At 61.4% G+C, this 16,883-nt stretch carries 16 protein-coding genes; 2 read left to right on the top strand and 14 right to left on the bottom strand.

All coding sequences use genetic code 11. The annotated features are described in order from the left end of the window. The first annotated feature begins 10 nt into the window (after positions 1-10). Positions 11-2,380 carry a GspE/PulE family protein gene (locus tag F2P45_RS31255; RefSeq protein WP_166882122.1) on the top strand — a complete coding sequence of 790 codons (2,370 nt, stop codon included), beginning with the start codon at positions 11-13 and terminating at the stop codon, positions 2,378-2,380. 312 nt (positions 2,381-2,692) lie between these two features. Here F2P45_RS31255 and F2P45_RS31250 read toward each other — a convergent pair whose 3' ends face one another. The 14 genes from F2P45_RS31250 to F2P45_RS35785 form a co-directional block, all read right to left on the bottom strand. After that, on the bottom strand, positions 2,693-4,387 hold the full coding sequence (locus tag F2P45_RS31250; RefSeq protein WP_166882121.1) for a M28 family metallopeptidase: 1,695 nt from the start codon (positions 4,385-4,387) through the stop codon (positions 2,693-2,695). A gap of 55 nt (positions 4,388-4,442) precedes the next feature. Next, the gene (locus F2P45_RS31245) at positions 4,443-5,777 is read right to left on the bottom strand and encodes an enoyl-CoA hydratase/isomerase family protein (protein ID WP_166882120.1); all 1,335 of its coding nucleotides are present in this window, start codon (positions 5,775-5,777) and stop codon (positions 4,443-4,445) included. 52 nt (positions 5,778-5,829) lie between these two features. Next, complete coding sequence (locus F2P45_RS31240; protein WP_166882119.1) at positions 5,830-6,348, bottom strand: MaoC family dehydratase; 519 nt, start codon at positions 6,346-6,348, stop codon at positions 5,830-5,832. Between the two features lie 61 nt (positions 6,349-6,409). Further along, on the bottom strand, positions 6,410-7,258 hold the full coding sequence (locus F2P45_RS31235; protein ID WP_166882118.1) for an HpcH/HpaI aldolase/citrate lyase family protein: 849 nt from the start codon (positions 7,256-7,258) through the stop codon (positions 6,410-6,412). Beyond that, positions 7,258-8,013: an enoyl-CoA hydratase/isomerase family protein gene (locus tag F2P45_RS31230; RefSeq protein ID WP_166882117.1), complete on the bottom strand. Its 756-nt coding sequence runs from the start codon at positions 8,011-8,013 to the stop codon at positions 7,258-7,260. Before F2P45_RS31230 ends, F2P45_RS31235 begins: the two co-directional genes overlap by 1 nt. 52 nt (positions 8,014-8,065) lie before the next feature. Then, positions 8,066-9,124 carry a 3,5-dihydroxyphenylacetyl-CoA synthase DpgA gene (gene dpgA / locus F2P45_RS31225; RefSeq protein ID WP_166882116.1) on the bottom strand — a complete coding sequence of 353 codons (1,059 nt, stop codon included), beginning with the start codon at positions 9,122-9,124 and terminating at the stop codon, positions 8,066-8,068. Beyond that, positions 9,121-9,852, bottom strand: a complete 732-nt coding sequence (locus F2P45_RS31220) for an enoyl-CoA hydratase/isomerase family protein (RefSeq protein ID WP_166882115.1) — start codon at positions 9,850-9,852, stop codon at positions 9,121-9,123. Before F2P45_RS31220 ends, dpgA begins: the two co-directional genes overlap by 4 nt. A gap of 61 nt (positions 9,853-9,913) precedes the next feature. Then, on the bottom strand, positions 9,914-10,069 hold the full coding sequence (locus F2P45_RS31215) for a hypothetical protein (RefSeq protein ID WP_166882114.1): 156 nt from the start codon (positions 10,067-10,069) through the stop codon (positions 9,914-9,916). 31 nt (positions 10,070-10,100) lie between these two features. Further along, positions 10,101-11,321, bottom strand: a complete 1,221-nt coding sequence (locus tag F2P45_RS31210; protein WP_166882113.1) for an aminotransferase class I/II-fold pyridoxal phosphate-dependent enzyme — start codon at positions 11,319-11,321, stop codon at positions 10,101-10,103. Positions 11,322-11,355: 34 nt separating this feature from the next. Next, positions 11,356-12,297, bottom strand: a complete 942-nt coding sequence (locus F2P45_RS31205) for an ornithine cyclodeaminase family protein (protein ID WP_166882112.1) — start codon at positions 12,295-12,297, stop codon at positions 11,356-11,358. A 780-nt stretch (positions 12,298-13,077) separates the two neighbouring features. Next, entirely contained in the window at positions 13,078-13,920 is an 843-nt protein-coding gene (locus F2P45_RS31200) for a DMT family transporter (protein ID WP_166882125.1), read from the bottom strand. Between the two features lie 168 nt (positions 13,921-14,088). Continuing rightward, entirely contained in the window at positions 14,089-14,619 is a 531-nt protein-coding gene (locus F2P45_RS31195) for a GNAT family N-acetyltransferase (RefSeq protein ID WP_166882111.1), read from the bottom strand. A 483-nt stretch (positions 14,620-15,102) separates the two neighbouring features. Beyond that, complete coding sequence (locus F2P45_RS35790) at positions 15,103-15,738, bottom strand: transposase (RefSeq protein ID WP_223164870.1); 636 nt, start codon at positions 15,736-15,738, stop codon at positions 15,103-15,105. A gap of 3 nt (positions 15,739-15,741) precedes the next feature. Beyond that, entirely contained in the window at positions 15,742-16,167 is a 426-nt protein-coding gene (locus tag F2P45_RS35785) for a transposase (protein ID WP_223164869.1), read from the bottom strand. 200 nt (positions 16,168-16,367) lie between these two features. On the opposite strand from F2P45_RS35785, the gene F2P45_RS31185 reads away from it, so the two are divergent. After that, a complete protein-coding gene (locus F2P45_RS31185; RefSeq protein ID WP_166882110.1) occupies positions 16,368-16,805 on the top strand; it encodes a DcrB-related protein in 438 nt (145 codons plus the stop codon). The last annotated feature ends 78 nt before the right edge of the window (positions 16,806-16,883 follow it).

Here is a 16,883-nt window from a genome sequence, read left to right as displayed (position 1 = left end):
GCGAGCATCCATGAATCCAGCGGCAAGCGTCAAGCACGGAAGCGACCACCAGGACACGGGCGCACGCCTGGAATTTTCCAAAAAACTGCAAACGGTGACGAACAAGATTCACGCCACCGCCAATCTCGATGAAATCATGCTCGACCTGGGGATGGAATTTTGCGACCTGTTCGACTGCGACCGCTTCACCCTGTACGCGGTCACGCCCGAGAATGACCATATCGTCTCCAAGGTCAAGACCGGCCTGACCACCTTCCGCGAACTGCGCCTGTCGATTTCGCAGAGCAGCATCGCCGGCTTTGTGGCGCTCTCGCGCAAGACGCTCAATATCGCCGACGCCTACGACGACAAGGAACTGCAGCGGCTGGCACCGGGCCTGCACTTCCAGCGCGGCGTGGACGAGCGCACCGGCTACCGCACGCACCAGATGCTGGTGGCGCCGCTGCTGTCGGTACAATCGAACGAACTGCTTGGTGTGATCCAGTTCATTAACAACCGCAAGGGTGTCGCGTTTTCGGCCATCGCCGAGGAAGGCGTGCGCGACTTGTGCGACACCTTGTCGGTGGCTTTCAGCCAGCGCCTGAAGCCGCCGCAAACGGTGCGCACCAAATACGCCGGCCTGGTGCACGACGCGGTGATGGCGGCGCCCGAACTGGAACTGGCCACGCGCTCGGCGCGCAAGAAGAACGTGCATATCGAAGACGTGCTGGTGCACGAGTTCCAGGTCCGGGCGGCGGCGATCGGGGCCTCGCTGGCGAAGTTTTTCGCCACCCCCTACGAGCCGTACAAGGCGGAGCGCCTGAAGCCGGGCGAACTGCTCAAGAACCTCAAGGCCCAGTACGTGGAAGAAAACCAGTGGCTGCCGCTCGAAGAGAGCGCCGAGGGCCTGGTCGTGATGGCGCTTGACCCGGAACGCATCCACGCCAGCCGCATTGTCAACCAGATTTTCCCTAAGGCAAAAGTAGTGTACCGTGTCAGCACGCGCGAGGAATTCCGGCGGACCGCCGAGCAGTTCTTCGGGACCGCCGGCGACGCTGGCGGCGGCTCGGTGGACGAACTGCTCTCAGGCATGGAGCACGACGAGGACGAGGGGGAAGGCAGCTACGATGTCCCGGCCGCCGTCGAAAACGAACTGGTCAAGCTGCTCAACAAGATCATCACGGACGCCTATCGCCAGGGCGTCTCCGACATCCACATCGAGCCGCTGCCGGGCAAGGGCAAGACCGCCATCCGCTTTCGCAAGGATGGCACGCTGGTGCCCTACATCGACATTCCGGCCAGCTACCGCAATGCCCTGGTTGCGCGCGTGAAAATCATGTGCGACCTGGACATTTCAGAGCGCCGCAAGCCGCAGGATGGCAAGATCAAGTTCAAGAAGTACGGCCCGCTCGACATCGAACTGCGGGTGGCGACCATACCCTCCTCCGGCGGGGTGGAAGACATCGTGATGCGGATCCTGGCGGCGGGCGAACCGATCCCGCTCGACAAGCTGGGCGTGCTGCCGTTCAACCTGGAGCGCCTGCGCACGGCCATCGAAAAGCCGTACGGCCTGTTTTTTGTGTGCGGGCCGACCGGTTCCGGCAAAACCACGACCTTGCACTCGGTGCTCAGCCACCTCAATACCCCGGATACCAAGATCTGGACCGCCGAAGACCCGGTCGAAATCACGCAAAAGGGCTTACGCCAGGTGCAGGTCAACCGCAAGGCGGGGCTCGACTTCGCCACCGTGATGCGTGCCTTCCTGCGGGCCGACCCGGACGTGATCATGGTCGGCGAAATGCGCGACAAGGAAACCGTCGGCATGGGCATCGAAGCCTCGCTCACCGGCCACCTGGTGCTGGCCACCCTGCATACCAACAGTGCGCCGGAATCGATCGTGCGCCTGCTCGACATGGGCATGGACCCGTTCAATTTTGCCGATGCGCTGCTCGGTATTCTGGCGCAGCGCCTGGCCAAGCGCTTGTGCGGATCGTGCAAGCTGGCCTACCATCCCGACGCGGCCGAAGTGGACTTGCTGCTGGCCGAATATTGCAGCGAGCTGCTCGCGACCGAGGCCTTTGTCGCGGATCCGGACGCAGGCCGTGCGCACGTGCTGGCAGGCTGGCGCGCACGCTACGCCAACGCGGACGGCAAATTCACCCTGTACCGGGCAGTGGGCTGCGCCGAGTGCAACAAGGGCTATCGCGGGCGGGTCGGCCTGCACGAACTGATGCTCGGTACCGACAAGGTCAAGAAGCTCTTGCAGGAGCACAGCCGGGTGGCCGCGCTGCTGGCTGCGGCGCTGGAAGACGGCATGCTGACGCTGAAAATGGACGGCATCGAAAAAGTCCTGTCCGGCATCACCGATATCAAAATGGTGCGCCAGGTGTGCATCAAGTAATACGGCGCCTTGTTGCATGATGCGCATTCCGTTGCCGCGTTCAAGCGGACGCAGGCAATTCTGTGCGAGGATTTCCGGGCGCGTTCTAGCAAACAGAAGCCGATGCCTGGCAAGGCGCACGCCGCGACGCAGTGCGAGCACTGCTAGCGGCGGGCAACGCAGCAAGGCGCCGCTTCTGGAAGCTGGAAATGACAAGAATTTATGCGCACTTACTTAACGCCATGATCCAAAAAAATGCATTCGCATTGCAGGGGGCATTTTACGCGTATCTCGGCTGCCCCCCCCTTTTGACGATGGCGTCCCACTTCCACCTCAGTTGCGGGTAGACGCCGTCTTGTCGCGGATCGCACGGAACTCTGAGTCCATGTTCCAGTTGGGCCAACGCCGCGAGTTCGCCAATTCACGGCCGAATTGATGCAGGATCCGCAGATCGCGCGCCATGCCGGTGAACGACCACGATGCTTGCCATTCATCATTACGCTGGTGGTAGCGGTTGGTATTGTAATCGGCCGCCTCGGCGTCGCCTGCGGCAGTGCCGCCGTCGTACCAATCGTTACCGGACTCGAACCATAGCGCCGGAACCCCGCGCTTGGCGAATGAGAAATGGTCGGAGCGGAAGAAACGGCCCGCCGCCAGACGCGGATCGGGCGTGAAGCGCACATTCCAGCGCCGCGCGGTGGCTTTCAGATCGTCAAGCAGTTCCAGCTTGGCGTTGCCGGCGGAGGTGAAATTGCGCGCCGGGCCATGCGGGTCGAGGATGTCGAGATTGATCACGCCGGCGGTCTTGGCCAGCGGATACAAAGGATTGGCGCCGTAATACTCCGAACCGAGCAGTCCGCGTTCCTCTGCGGTCACCACCAGGAAGACCACCGAGCGCTCCGGCGACGGTCCGTGGGAGAACTGGCGGGCCAGTTCGATCAGGCCGGCGGTGCCGCTGGCATTGTCGAGCGCACCGTTGAAAATGTGATCGCCTTGGGCGTCGGGCACGCTGGGGCCCAGATGGTCCCAGTGCGCGACGTACACCATCGATTCGTCCGGATAGAGGCGCCCCTTGATCCGGCCTACCACGTTTTGCGACGTGATCGTGGCAAGGTTGACTGCATATTGGGTCGAGAAGCGCGCATCGCCGAGTTCGATCGGCTGGAAGGCGCGGGTCTGTGCCGTACGCTTGAGCGCTTCGAAATCGAGGCCGGCACGCTGGAACAGGGCCACCGCAGTGTCGCGGTGAATCCACCCCTCCAGCAAGGGATGCGCCGCCGCCGGATCGGCGCGGACGATGTCGAAGCGCGGCAAGGTATCGGTATTGCGCACCGAGTCCCAGCCGTAGGACGCCGGCGCGGTCTCGTGCACGATCAGCATGCCTTTGGCGCCGCGTCGCGCGGCTTCCTCGAACTTGTAGGTCCAGCGGCCGTAGTAAGTCATCTCGCGGCCACCGAAATCGCCGCTCCCGGTCTCGAAGTCCGGGTCATTGATCAGCACCACGGCGATCTTGCCGTGCAGATCGACTCCCTTGAAATCGTCCCATTGGCGCTCGGGCGCGTTGACGCCATAGCCGACGAAGACGATCGGCGCACTGTCGATGGCCACCGTGCCGGAACCGTTCAACGTAGCGCGCATCACGATTTCCTGCCCCTGGGTCAGGGTTTGCTGCGTGCCGGCCAAACGAACGGTCGCCTGCGGCGTCCCCACGTTTTCACTGCGCAGCAGCGGCACCGCCTGAGTCCAGCCACGCTTGCCGTTGTGTACGCTGCCACCCGGCTGCAAGCCGGCGTGACCCATCTGCGCGATCAGGTAATCGACACTGCGGTTTTCTCCGCCGGTGGCCGGGGCACGGCCTTCGTACGTATCGGATGCGAGGATGCGTACATCCTCGGACAGCCGCTTCGCCGAAAACGCCGGTATGAAAGGCTGCGCGAACGTTGCTGAAGGTGCTACCGGCGGCGCCGCGCTCGCCGCGCTCGCCGCACCGGCCATGCCGATCAGAGCATACAAAATCAGATGTTTCATCTATTTCTCTCCTGCGTATAAAGGTTGACCAAAGGGGCATGCGGTGAAGCGCCGATCAGGCGCGGCGCAGCCAGAACTGTTCCAGGTTGTCGAGGATTTCCTTGCCGTACATGCATTGCGCCTGCTCGCGGCAGAACGTCGCCATGTACAGGCGGAATTGCTCGATCGGTTCGACGGCCTGGCGGAAGGCCTTGCGGTTACTGACGATGCCATGCGTGCCCATGGCCATCATGTCGTCGGCGGCGCGGTCGATCGCGGCATCCATGTCGTCGCGCGCGACCACCTCGTCGATCAGCAGTCGGCCTTCGGCGCTGGCCACGTCCAGACGCGCGTTGCGGTAGATCAGCCGGTTCGCCAGCCGCCGTCCCAGATATTGCGGCAAGCGCAAGTTGGCCAAGCCGGGGATGAAGCCTTCGGCGCGCGCCGGAATCGACACGAAAGCGCCACTTTCGGCAATCGCATGATCACAGACCAGCAGCAGCTGACAACCACCGCCGATGGCATGGCCTTCCACCGCGGCGATCCACGGCTTCTCCACGCCGCGATCAGGCGCGTCGGTGAATGGATCGCCTCCACCCCACAGCCCACGCCAGAGTTTGCTGACCAAACCCAGCTCGCGCTCGACATAGAACCGGTACGGCAACTGCCCGCGATAGAGCTTGGTCAGATCGACCCCGGAGCAGAACACCCGCCGCCCGCGATATTTGGGATGCTGCATCACCCCGCCGCGCAATACACCGACCTGTACTTGAGGATCGAGCAGCGCCACATCGACCGCGATTTCCATCGCATCGACCAGCACCTCGTCCTCGGCGTTGAGGCAATCGGGGTTGTTGAGCAGCAGATGTGCCTGATGGCCGTGCCGATGCAGCGCGACCAGGCCGAGATCGAGCTCGCCCGTGCTCTGGAACTGTGCCAGCGCCGCGGCCGATTCCGGCCGTGCTTGACGCATCGATGCCATCAGATGTCGGCCCACCGACGGGATCGCCAACCATTGCGCCAGCACCAGGCCCAGGCTCAGCTCGAATCCGTATTTGTCCTTCAGTTCCAGTTTCGCGTCGGCGGCCAGTTGCCCGGGTGCTGGCAGCAGCCCGGGCACGCTGTCCGGCACCGCCGCCAGCAATGCGTCGAGTCGAGGCATGCGCCGGAAGTCATCGGTCAGTTCGCGATACACGCGCTCGCCGTGGGTGGCGGCGAAATCGGCGCGCACCTGCGCATCGCCAGCACGCCAGGCGCGCCGCAGTTCCGGTGTCGAGCGCGCCATATCCAGTTCGAACCTGGCCAAGCCGTGCTCGAACCAGCGGGCTAACCGTTGCTTGTCTTGCGCGTAACTCTCTGCGCACGGCGCCGGCGGGGTGGCCGCCCGTTCCTGCAAAATTGCTGTATCCATGATGTCTCGTTCACTCGCTGACGGTGGCAGGGCGGGACCGGGCTAGCGGCATTCAGTAGTCGATCCGGTCCTCGACCGCATGGCCGCGCATCGGCACCAGCACGGTGCGCTTGTATTCGCATACCACGGTGCCGTGCTGGTTCATGCCGCTGGTCTTGACCTCGACGATGCCGGCGTTCTTGCGTGAATTCGACAGCCGTTTGGACAACACTTCGGATTCAGCATACAAGGTGTCGCCGACGAACAAGGGTGCGGGCAGCTTGATGTCGGTCCAGCCGAGATTGGCGATCGCCTTCTGACTGACGTCGGCGACGCTCATGCCGCCGAGCACCGAGACGGTGAAGCCGCTGGCGACCAGGGTGCGGCCGAACTCTGTGCCCTTGCCGTACTCATTGTCGAAATGCAGCGGATGGGTGTTCATCGTCAGCAGGCTGAACCAGGTGTTGTCGGTCTCGGTGATCGAACGGCCGGGACGATGCTGGTAGAGATGACCGACTTCAAACTCTTCGTAGTAGCGGCCGTAGCTGGCACGGAATACGTTCGGAGCGACTTCCTTGATGCTTCGCGTCATTGGGGTTTCCTCAGGCAATCAAGCTAATGGTGCGCGCCGAAACGACGGCGCGCGGCGGCAATCAGGTTGCGGCGTACAGGCGCAGCATGGCGCGGGCATGGGCGACGAACGGCGGCGCGATCACGCGCCCGTCCACCACCGAGAAGCCGGTTGTGGCGCGCCCGTAATCGGCGATGGTGTCGCGCCAGGCGTCCAGTTGCGCTGCGTCGAGCGTGAAAATACGGTTGGTCACGGCGATCTGCGCCGGATGCACCATCGCCTTGGCGGTGAAGCCCTCGGCGCGCCCGGCCAGGCATTCCTGCTCGAACCGGTCCAGGTCCATGATGTCGGCGCCACTGCGAAAACCGGCGGTATCGATCGCAGGGATGCCACGGCCGGCACAGGCCACGCAAAAGCGCGCCCGCGCATAATCGAGGTAGGCCGGATTGGGCCGATACAGCGCCGCTTCCATGTCGACCCGGCCGAACATCATGGCATCGCTGGCCTCGGCGATCTCCTCGACGTGATCCACGCCGCGCGGCGTTTCGACGATCGGGATCAGGCGGGTGCTGCAGCCGGCATCGTTCAGCACCGCACGACACAGTTCCAGCTCACTGCGTGCTTCGGTCTTGGGCAATTGAATGAACGACAGACCGCTGTCGCCCTCGCCCAGGCGTTCGGCAACCTTGCACAGATCGAGCAGGCCGTCGCGGGTCTTGAGGCTGTTGATGCGGATGCCGAATCGCGGCCCGCGCCCGGCGAAACTGCTCAGATCGAGCCGGGCGAAGGTTTCGCGCGCCTCATCCTTGTGGCGGACGTGGACCGAGTCTTCCAGATCGAGGATCACGATGTCGGCGCCGAAGCCCGGATCCGGCAGCAAGGGATCGAAGCGCAGCACCGAGGTATTCAAGTACGAGACATCTATTTTCATCACAAGCTCCGGCACGAGGGCAAGGTGGTCAGGATCGCCCGCGCGACGTCATCGCAGCGCATCTGCGCCGCCATGAAATGCCCCAGACCGGTTTCGTAGCCGCTGCTGTGCGCTTCGCCGATCAGGCGGCGGCACATCTGCAGGGCGACGCCATCGTCCTGCGGCAGGCGCGCTGCCAGCTCGTCCACGTACTGGTCGAGCTGATCGGCGCCGAGCACACCGTCGATCAACCCTGTTTCGCGCGCGCGCGACGCATCCCAGGTTTCGCCGAGCAGCAGCAGCCGGCGCGCGGCGCGAGCACCGATCAGCCGCGGCAGGCGATTCACGCTCAGGCCCGGCAGACGCCCCTCGCGCACCTGTGGGCAACTGAAACTCGCGTTGGCGGTGGCAAAACACAGATCGGCGGCCACCGCCAGTTCGAATGGCGCGCCGACACACAAGCCATCGACCCAGGCGACGCTGATCATCGGCAACGATTCCATCCGTTGGATCTGCTGTTCCAGACGGCGATGTTCGCTGATCCGCAAATGGGTATGCGCTTGCGCCTCGCTGCCGGCACCGGGATAGCGCAACACCAGCAGTGCGATACGGCCATCGTCCTCGATCTTGTCGAGCAAAGCGCCAAGCTGCTCGATCAATGCCGAAGGCTCGTGGCCGATGTCCGCGCCGTCCAGCCAAAAGATGCCGACTTCACCGTCACGGATGGGAGCACGGTCGAGCACGAGGTCGGGCTCGATGCTGTTCAATTGATTCATTCGATGTTCCTCCATGTAGGGGTCTGCATCCGGGAATTGCGCCGGATCACGCTCAAAAACGGGCCAGGCAGCACTCGATGCTCGCGCCCGGCCCCATCGTCATCATGACGGTGTAGTCGCCGGGCGCGGCCACTTGTTCTTCCAGCAGGCGCCGGTGCGAGAACAGGAACGACCCGGAAGACACATTCCCCATCTCGGCCAGCACGCTTTCGGTATGCCGCAAGGCATGCGAAGACAAACCGAGATTGAACTTGATCGAATCGATGACCTTGCGGCCGCCGGAATGGATGATCCAGTGCGCGATATCGCGTATCCGCAGCTTGTTGCGCGACAGCAGTGCGTCGATCGGATACCTGACGTTGGCGCCGATCACGTAAGGAATGTCGCGATCCAGGTAGAAGGAATACTTGCCCTCGACATGATCGAAACGCATGGCGTCGATGTGATCGGTGATCACATGCGAGCAGAAATCGAGGACTTCGGGGCCCGCCGCTGCAGACTCGCCGCGTGGTCCGAAGATCGCCGCGACGGCGCCGTCGCCAAACAGAGAATTGACCACGGCGGTGCGGATCGTACCGTCGAAGACATACGAGGCCGAACAGATCTCCACGCACACCAGCAGTGCGTGCCGGCTTGGATTGAGGCGGCAGTAGTTCACCAGCGGCTGCATACCGTTGAGTCCGGCACTGCAACCCATGCCAACGACGTCCAGGCGATGTACATCCGGGCGCAAGCCAAGCTCCTTGACTACGTACGCGGACAGGCCGGGGCACAGAAAGCCGGTCGAGGTCACGCAGGCGATGTAGTCCAGATCCTCGGGCCGCAAGCCGGCGGTTTCCAGCGCGCGCCGCGTCGCCTCCACGCCGGCGGCCACCGCTCCGCGTTTGTGTTTGGCGGCAAGTTCAGCACTGCTTTCGGCCTCGATGCGGCCGTTCGGCCTGGCCTGCGGCAGGTCCAGATAGCGCCGACCGATGCGCGAATTGCGAAATAGCCTGACCAGCTTGCTGTCATTGACGTCGAACAGGTCGATCAGCTGATCGTTGGTATAAGCCTGACCTGGGTTGGTGGTGGCGATACTGAGCACGCGTGGAGCGGATGATGCGTTGGTCATGAAAGCGTCCTATGTTGATTTCGCCCGTAAAGGAGTCCCTGGGCCAGCGACTCCAGATTTGCCTGCACCCGCTGCTGTTCTTGCTCAAGCAGCATTTTCCCGAGCCGGAAAGCCATCGGGTCGAGCCCGGCGGCGGTTTCGGCCAATGCCAGCGCACGCGCCTGGTAATCCCCGCCGCATTCCGCGACCAGCCCCCAGGACTGCGCGGTGACGGCATCGAGCGTGCGTTGGAACAAAATGATTTCGGCGGCGCGAGCGTGACCGATCAATCCCGGCAGCCTGCGCACACCACCGGCTGCCGGGGTGAGCCCGAGCGACAATTCGGGCAGGGCGAATCTCGCTTCGGCGCTGCACACGCGGATATCGCACGCCAGCGCCAGTTCCAGTCCGCCGCCGATCGCGGCACCGTTGATGCAGGCGACAGTCGGCAACGGCAAGCCGGCGAGCCGGTCGAAGACTTTACGGCTGAACAACTCGATGCCGTCCAAGGCGCCGCGCGTACGCAACTCGTCGCGGTCGGCGCCCGAGCAGAACGCGCGCTCGCCGCTCCCGGTCACGATGATCGCTTTGACCGAGGCATCGGCGCGCGCGTCGGCCAGAGCCGCATCCAGTTCGGTCAGCAAGACTTGATGATAGGCGTTGGCGCGCTCGGGCCGATCCAGCCGCAACCTGCGCACCGCACCATCACGGCCGATCCGTTCAACCCGTACGAAGGAACGCGACGACATTGCGGCTCTCCATCATGTGAAATTTCCTTCCATTGCATGCGCATCTGCTGCGCTATGATGTTCAATGCGCCGGTTGCCCGGCCGGACCGACGATGCGCGCGAACGCCATCGGCGCGAAAACAGCGCTGAAAACGATGACCGCCGCCGTCGCCAGTACCGGCACCGGAATGCTCTGGCCCCGGCCCGGTGCAGGTGCGGCGCCGTAGCCGACGCTCACAGCGGCCTGCTCGCGCTCATGGAATGTCCTCTCAGGCAGTCAGTGCCGCTTCGTGCGCCACCCGTTGCGCGATGGCTTCCTCGATGGCGTCACAGAATGCCTTCATCTGCTCGCGACTCATGTCGGCGCGCATCATCATGCGCAAGCCGGCCTTGCCGCGCGGAACGATCGGAAAGAAGATCGCCGACACGTAGAAGCCGCGCGCCAGAATGCGCTTTGAGGCCTCGATTGCGGCTTCGGCTTCCCCCACCTCGACGAAGCGGATCGGCAGGCCGTTGCCGGCGTCATTGGAAGGCAGGCGCGAATCGAAATAGGCGATGTTCTCCTGCAATCGCCCCTGCAGATCGGCGACCTCGCTAGTCCGGTGCAGCTTGGCGGTGGCCAGTGCCGAGCCCATGCCGGGCACGCTGAACTGCTGGGACCAGCCGGTCGGGCCGTTGGCGAAATCGAACAGTTCGCGGATACGCGCCGAACCGGCCAGGATCACGCCGCCGATCGCGCCGAACGACTTGGCTAGCGAGCCGGAAATAATGGTGCGATCGCCAAGCGCACCGAACGCCGGACGCATGTAACCTTGACCGCGCGGCGCATACGCCGAGATCGAATGCGAATCGTCGATGTACAGATACAGGCCGTAGGTGTTCTGCAGGCGCACGATATCGTGGATCGGCGCGACGCCGCCGGTGCTGTAGGCGCCGTCGCAGACGTAGACCACTTTCTCGTGGGTTTTGCATAGCTCTTCGAGCGCGACCATGTCGTTGTGATCAATGGTCAGGACCTCGGTTTCGTCACCGCACGAGGCTTTCATGATGGTCATCGAGAAATGGCAGCGCTTGTCGAACACCACGACTGGCTTCTTGCCCTCGGTGAGGTGGCCGGAGGCATATAACGGCAGCACCGTGGCGGAGGCCACGAAGCACGACGGCGTCAGATAAGCCTCGCATTCGAACAGCTGCGACATCGCATCCTCGGCTTCGCTGAGCAGGGCCGGCGCGATGCGGGTGCGGGAAACCGAATGGTTGAGCACGCCTTCGCGCTCGATCGCGTCGATGGCGCCGCGCAGGATTGCCGGATGCCGGTTCAACCCAAGATAGGAGCACGACACCATGTTGGTGAACGCATGCCCGTCGAGGATCAACTGGCCATTGTCGCCTTTGGTCGTACGTACCTGCACAAGACCATGCTCGGCTCCGGCTCTCCAGCTTTTTTCGCCGAGCGCGATGACTTTTTCCATGTTGGCGAACTTGCCCATAATTTTATCTCCCTATAGTGTTGGGTAACAGGACTTACCGATTGGCGTTACTGCGTGCTTGCGTGTTGTTCATGACATGCCGCGCCGCGACCAGGTCCAGCAACGCATGGCCGGTCGAAGCAAAGATGGTTCGTTGTTGCGATAGCGGCGATTTCGCTGCGATCAATTCGCCGATGCTGATCGCATGCTCGTGATCGGGACCGGCTTCGCTGAGCGCGGTCAACTTGTCTTCTACGATGACGCACGAGTCACGCAGGATCGACGAGGCGATCTCACGCGATTGCGGCGTATGCGCGCCCATGCAGTTGATGTGCACATCGGGCCGCACCGCGTCCAGCGACTCGATCAGCGGCAGTGTCGAGGTCGTCGCGGTGACCAGTACATCGGCATTGGCGATCGCCTGCATCGGTGAGTCGCAAACCACGAACTCGGCCGATGGCGCGAGCCGGCGCGCCTGCTCGACAAACCCGGTGGCGCGCGCGGCAGTGCGTGAATACACTTGAATCCGCTCGATTTCGCGCACCGACAGCGCTGCGCGCACTTGTTGCAACGCCTGCACACCTGCGCCGACCAGCCCCAGTACACGGCTGTCGCGCGGTGCGCAGTGCTCGGTCACCAATGCGGCCACCGCTGCGCATTTGAGATTGGTGACGGCAGTGCCGTCCAGGATCGCGAGCAACGAACCGTCCAGCGCCGAGATCGCTACGATGATGCTGCCGGAAGTGACTCCGGCCTCGGCCAGCTGCGGAACGATCGCACCGATTTTGCAGATGAAGAGTTGATCCCGCTCACTGTAGGCCGGCATCGACACGAAGGCGGAGAACGGATTTTCACGCCAGATCACCGCACGTTGCGGAATATCCCAATTGGCGGAAGGCGCCATATAGGCCGCGCCGAGTTCGCGGCGCAAGCTATTTAAATCCGAGGATAAAGCGATCTCATCCGAGAGAATTACATTACACAATGCAGTCAGCATGCGCGAGTCCATTCGTATCAACGGCGTATCTGTTTATGAAATAAATCACAAGAAATGCTGTGTTGAATGGAATGTATCCGAACTCTAAACAAAGTGTCAATCCGAATATATATTTATTTTTTCGTTACTTTTCTTGAGTTTCTTAATTTCATTCGATATTGCAAAGTCAGGGCCAGGCGGGACAATCCGATAGATTCAGATTGCATTGCAGATCCAGTATATTCACACCAATAACCGATAAGCATAATCGATGTCCTGGCATGGCCTCATCCGATCGGTAATTCGTCCGCAAAAAGAGCGCGCATTCCCGTATATAACCGATATGCATAATCGATGTCATGGCATGGCCTTATCCGATCGGCAATCCCTCCGCAAAAAGAGCGCGTATTCAAGTTTATATCCGACATGCATAATCGATGTCCTTTCATGATCTCATCGGTTCACATGGGATTGAGCAGAAGTGCCGCCCAACCGCCGAAGCCAGGCCCGATGTGCCCGAGAAGCGTACGCTCGATCGGCATGCAGCTTGCCTGGAGCGAACACGGCCGCCATGCTAGTGCCAGGACGATGGTCGTTTACGCCGGCCACCGGCGGCGATTCAACCGGTCGTCGCAACACCTGCATTCGATGAGGTGTTTATGGGACGGCCAGCGGGGAGGATGTGCAAGTTGACGGAGCGAGGAGCGCTGCGCTTGCCGGGTGCACCGTCGCATCGGCGGGAGACCCGGCGGCGATTCTGCGTCGGGCCCAGCCTTTCAGGTAGCGCCGACGCGACGGTTTCTAGGGATGTTCAGCCTCGGCATGTACTTTCTCGTGGCGCAAGAGGTACAAGCCGCTGCCGATGATGATGGCCGCGCCAACCAGCGTGTAGCGGTCGGGAAGGGTGTGCCACAGGCTCCAGTCGATCGCCACGCCCCAGGCGAGCGCAGAATATTGGAAGGGCGCAACGACCGACGCCTCGCCACGGGCGAAGGCTTCGTTAAGCGCCATCTGGCCAAAAAAGCCGCTGATGGCCAGCCCGCACAAAAGCAATGCGTGTTCCGGATTGATCGCAACCCAGCCGGGGGCAGCCATGGCTGTGGCGCCGATGGCCATCAGGATCATCAGCCAGAACATCATGTGTTCGGTGCGGTCGGTACGGGCCAGCATGCGGGCGGTAATGGCCGAAATCGCATAACAGACCGCCGTTGCGAGGATGGCGATACCGCCAATGGTAAGGAATCCGCTGCCGTCCGGGCGCAGCACCACCAGTACGCCGGCCATACCGATCGCCACCGCAATCCAGCGCTGCCGGCTGACGCGCTCCTTGAGCATGACGACAGACAGCGCGGTAATCAGGATCGGCCCGATGAACAAAATGGTATACGCTGCGGCCAGCGACAGGCTCTTGAGGCCGAAGGCAAATAGCGACAGCATGGCGATGCCCAGCACTGCCCGCAGCAGGTGGATCGGCCAGTTGACCTGCAGGACGGACCGCAGCGCCCCGCGCCAGGCGACCCAGGCGAATACCAACGGCAGCGACACCAGCGAACGCAGCGCCGCGACCTGTATCGCCGGGTAGTGGGCAACCAGCAGCTTCATGGTCATGTCCATCAACGAAAACATGCCCACTGCGATCAACATCGCGTAAATACTGCGCAGGTTTTCCGAATTGCGGGTCAAACGATCCTCTCCATGCATATGCTAGTGAACCCAATATAACGTCGAGCAAAAGTCACAAAGTGTCACGACCGTCAGCACCCGCAACTCATTGCGGTCCTGACAGACAGCTTCCCGTGCAGTCGTGTAGGGCTAAACAACTGAGCCTCCCCGCTCACGCGCATAAATGCCGACCGCTTTGCCGTACATCTCAGTTTGCGCTTCATAAGTCAGGCCAAGGCGCTTGGCAACGCGCAGCGATGATTCATTGGCTGAAGAGATGACAGCCCGAACTTTTGGCTCGCGCCGGATCTCGAGCGCATGGTTCAAGGCTGCCGCCGCCGCTTCGTTCGCGAATCCTTGGCCCCAAAAGGCACGGTAGGTATTCCAGCCAAGCTCCATCACAGTGGATTCCTCGCGAAAGAACGCGCCAACGCTCCCGACGAGTCGACCAGTCTCCTTTTCCTCGACAGCCCACCAACCGGCGCCATGGATGAGCCATAGTCCTGCTTGTGAACAAAAGATTCGCCATGCAGCATGGTGGTCAGCCAGGACCAAGTGGGCCGAGCTTACAGGGTCGGCTAAATGCGCTGCGAATATGTCAAAGTCCTCCCGTCGATATTCACGAAGCATGAGTCGTTCGGTGTGAAGGTATGGAACAGAAGTGATGAACTCGCTATTCATGAGCTAGCTTCCATGTACTGGTGCCGGATAAGCCGTCCATTGCCGGCTACAAAGTGCGATTCGCGCCAATGGCCTTCTTTCACCCAATTCGACTTAATAGCGGTAAAAGTCATTGCAGGAAAATTATCAGTTGGTTGGCTCGTTTTTGCGACGATCCGTGACCGGCCGAAAGCGGATGTTCCCGAGAGCATGTCTACTTCGGCCTCCTGTGTCAAACATTATTGTTTTGCGCTTAACTTTATCGTTTTGGGCCAGACTTGATTGTTCGTCCACAGCCAAAGCCGCGTGGGGCGTGGGAGCGGTGCTGCAAGGGATTTGCCTTGATGTCAGGCGGTTAATGCAGGTCGCCCATTAGACATCTATTTATAGCGCCATGCCGACTACCCGACAATTTCCCCGCCAAACAAAGTCTTGAGGGCACAGATTTCGCTGCACTACGCCTGCGACCCCGCTCCCATCCTAGATTTTCTGATATGGATAATATTACATGTTACAAATATCCACTAGCAAGTTAATTCTAAAAAAACCAACAAAAAGACCCAAGAGGCCCGGCACACTGTTTTTCACCTCTATTGGATACCTCGAATTACCGGTAATTTCCGCGTAATCGCCGGTCGCGATGCCGGCAGTTGCGTTTTTTGATGTCAGACCGAGCCGCTTCCCGCCCGTTTTATGAGCGCTGAGCCTCGTTTTGTGCAGTCCGGACGGACTGCGGGCGTCAGAACGCCGCGACCTGAGCCTTCTGCAAGTAGACCAGGCGCCGCAAATTGTATGCAGCGACCTTCCAATGAGCTGTAGCGTGGCACGCGCCAATCCGATTGTGCGCAAGCCCTTGCCGCCCATCTCGGCCAGGCCGGCAAACACATGCTCGATCCGGGCGCGGGTCTTGGCGATGCGCGTGTTCCGACGTTTTGGGGTTTCTGGAATGGGCTTGTCCTTGCTGCCTTTGCGCTGAATGTACATGCGCCAGCCCTGCCGGGTCAGCTTATCCTCGCGCTCGCCATCCACGTAGCCCTTATCTGCCAGGACGTTGCGATTGGTATTCGACGGGTCGAGCACCGCCTCGAAATGAAGGGTGTCATGCTCACTGGCCGTGCTGATCTTGATCTTGCGTACCAACTTTTAGCGCTTGTCTGCATTGGCCGAGAGCTTGTAGCCGAAGTAGGACTTGCCATGCTTCTTGGTCCAGCGCGCGTCCATGTCTCTGTGCCGGCGCTTCTTAGGCTTCCAGTCGATTGGCATGGCACCTTCTCCAACAAGCGCCTTTTCCTCTTTGCTCATCGATTGTTTCGGCGTCTGCACGATGCTCGCGTCGACCATCTGGCCGCCACGTGCAATGTAGCCATGCCTGGAAAGCTGACGGTTGACGGCTTCAAAGATACTCTCGCTGGCACCGGCCTTGAGCCAGCGTTCCTTGAACGTCCAGACCGTCGTCCGGTCCGGTATCTGACTACTGGAACGCAGTCCGACAAAGCGCTGGAAGCTCAGGCGGTCGAGCAACTGGAATTCCATTTGCTCGTCGCTCAGGTTGAACAGTTGCTGGATCACCAGGACGCGAACCAATCAGTTAAGGGCCCGCTACAAATCAACGGAAAGAAAATTGATCTCAATCCCGCCGGCGGCGGTTCTGCCGTAGAGCCCAAGCCCAAAGGCAGCGGCGCGATCATTGCCGACGTGGACAGCCAGTTTCCGCCTCCGCCACCCGCGCCAGCCAACTAATCTCCATTTCCTTTCACGACGAGACCCGCATGAATTATCACATCAACGAAGGCAGCTTCACAATCCCAGCAAGCGCGCAGGACCGCAGCGTCAACATGCTTCTTCTTAATCTTGGCCCAGGCGGCTTGACACTGGTCGCAACGCGCGACGTAATGCAGGAAGGCGAAGACCTCGACGGACTCATAAGCCGTCAGTTGCGTACTTTGGCATCCCAAGTCAAGGGTTTCAAACAACAGGACCGGGTCGCACTGACGGTCGGTAGCGCACAATTACCTGCCTTGCAGATTGCGACCTCGTTCAAGCAGAACGGCGCAGGCATGCATCAGCGCCAGACCGCAATTCAACTTGGGGCCGGTGCAGTGCTGGTGCTGACGATGACGTGCTCCTCGCCGCTGAACGCGGAACAGGACGCTTACGCGGTAAGCGGCCAGCGGCCCCACCTGTACAGCCTGTTTAGCGCTAAGTAAAGTCGGGGAATGGCAGCAGCGAATCAATCTGGCTGTTGGGGCACGTCGGGAGACGTTCCAGCACGATGGCCAGCCAGC

Origin of the sequence: Massilia mucilaginosa (assembly GCF_011682145.1) — a bacterium.
In the GTDB taxonomy this organism is placed as follows: Bacteria; Pseudomonadota; Gammaproteobacteria; order Burkholderiales; family Burkholderiaceae_D; genus Telluria_A; species Telluria_A mucilaginosa.
Note: the sequence above shows the minus strand (reverse complement) of the source record. Positions and strands in the feature narration are given on the sequence as shown.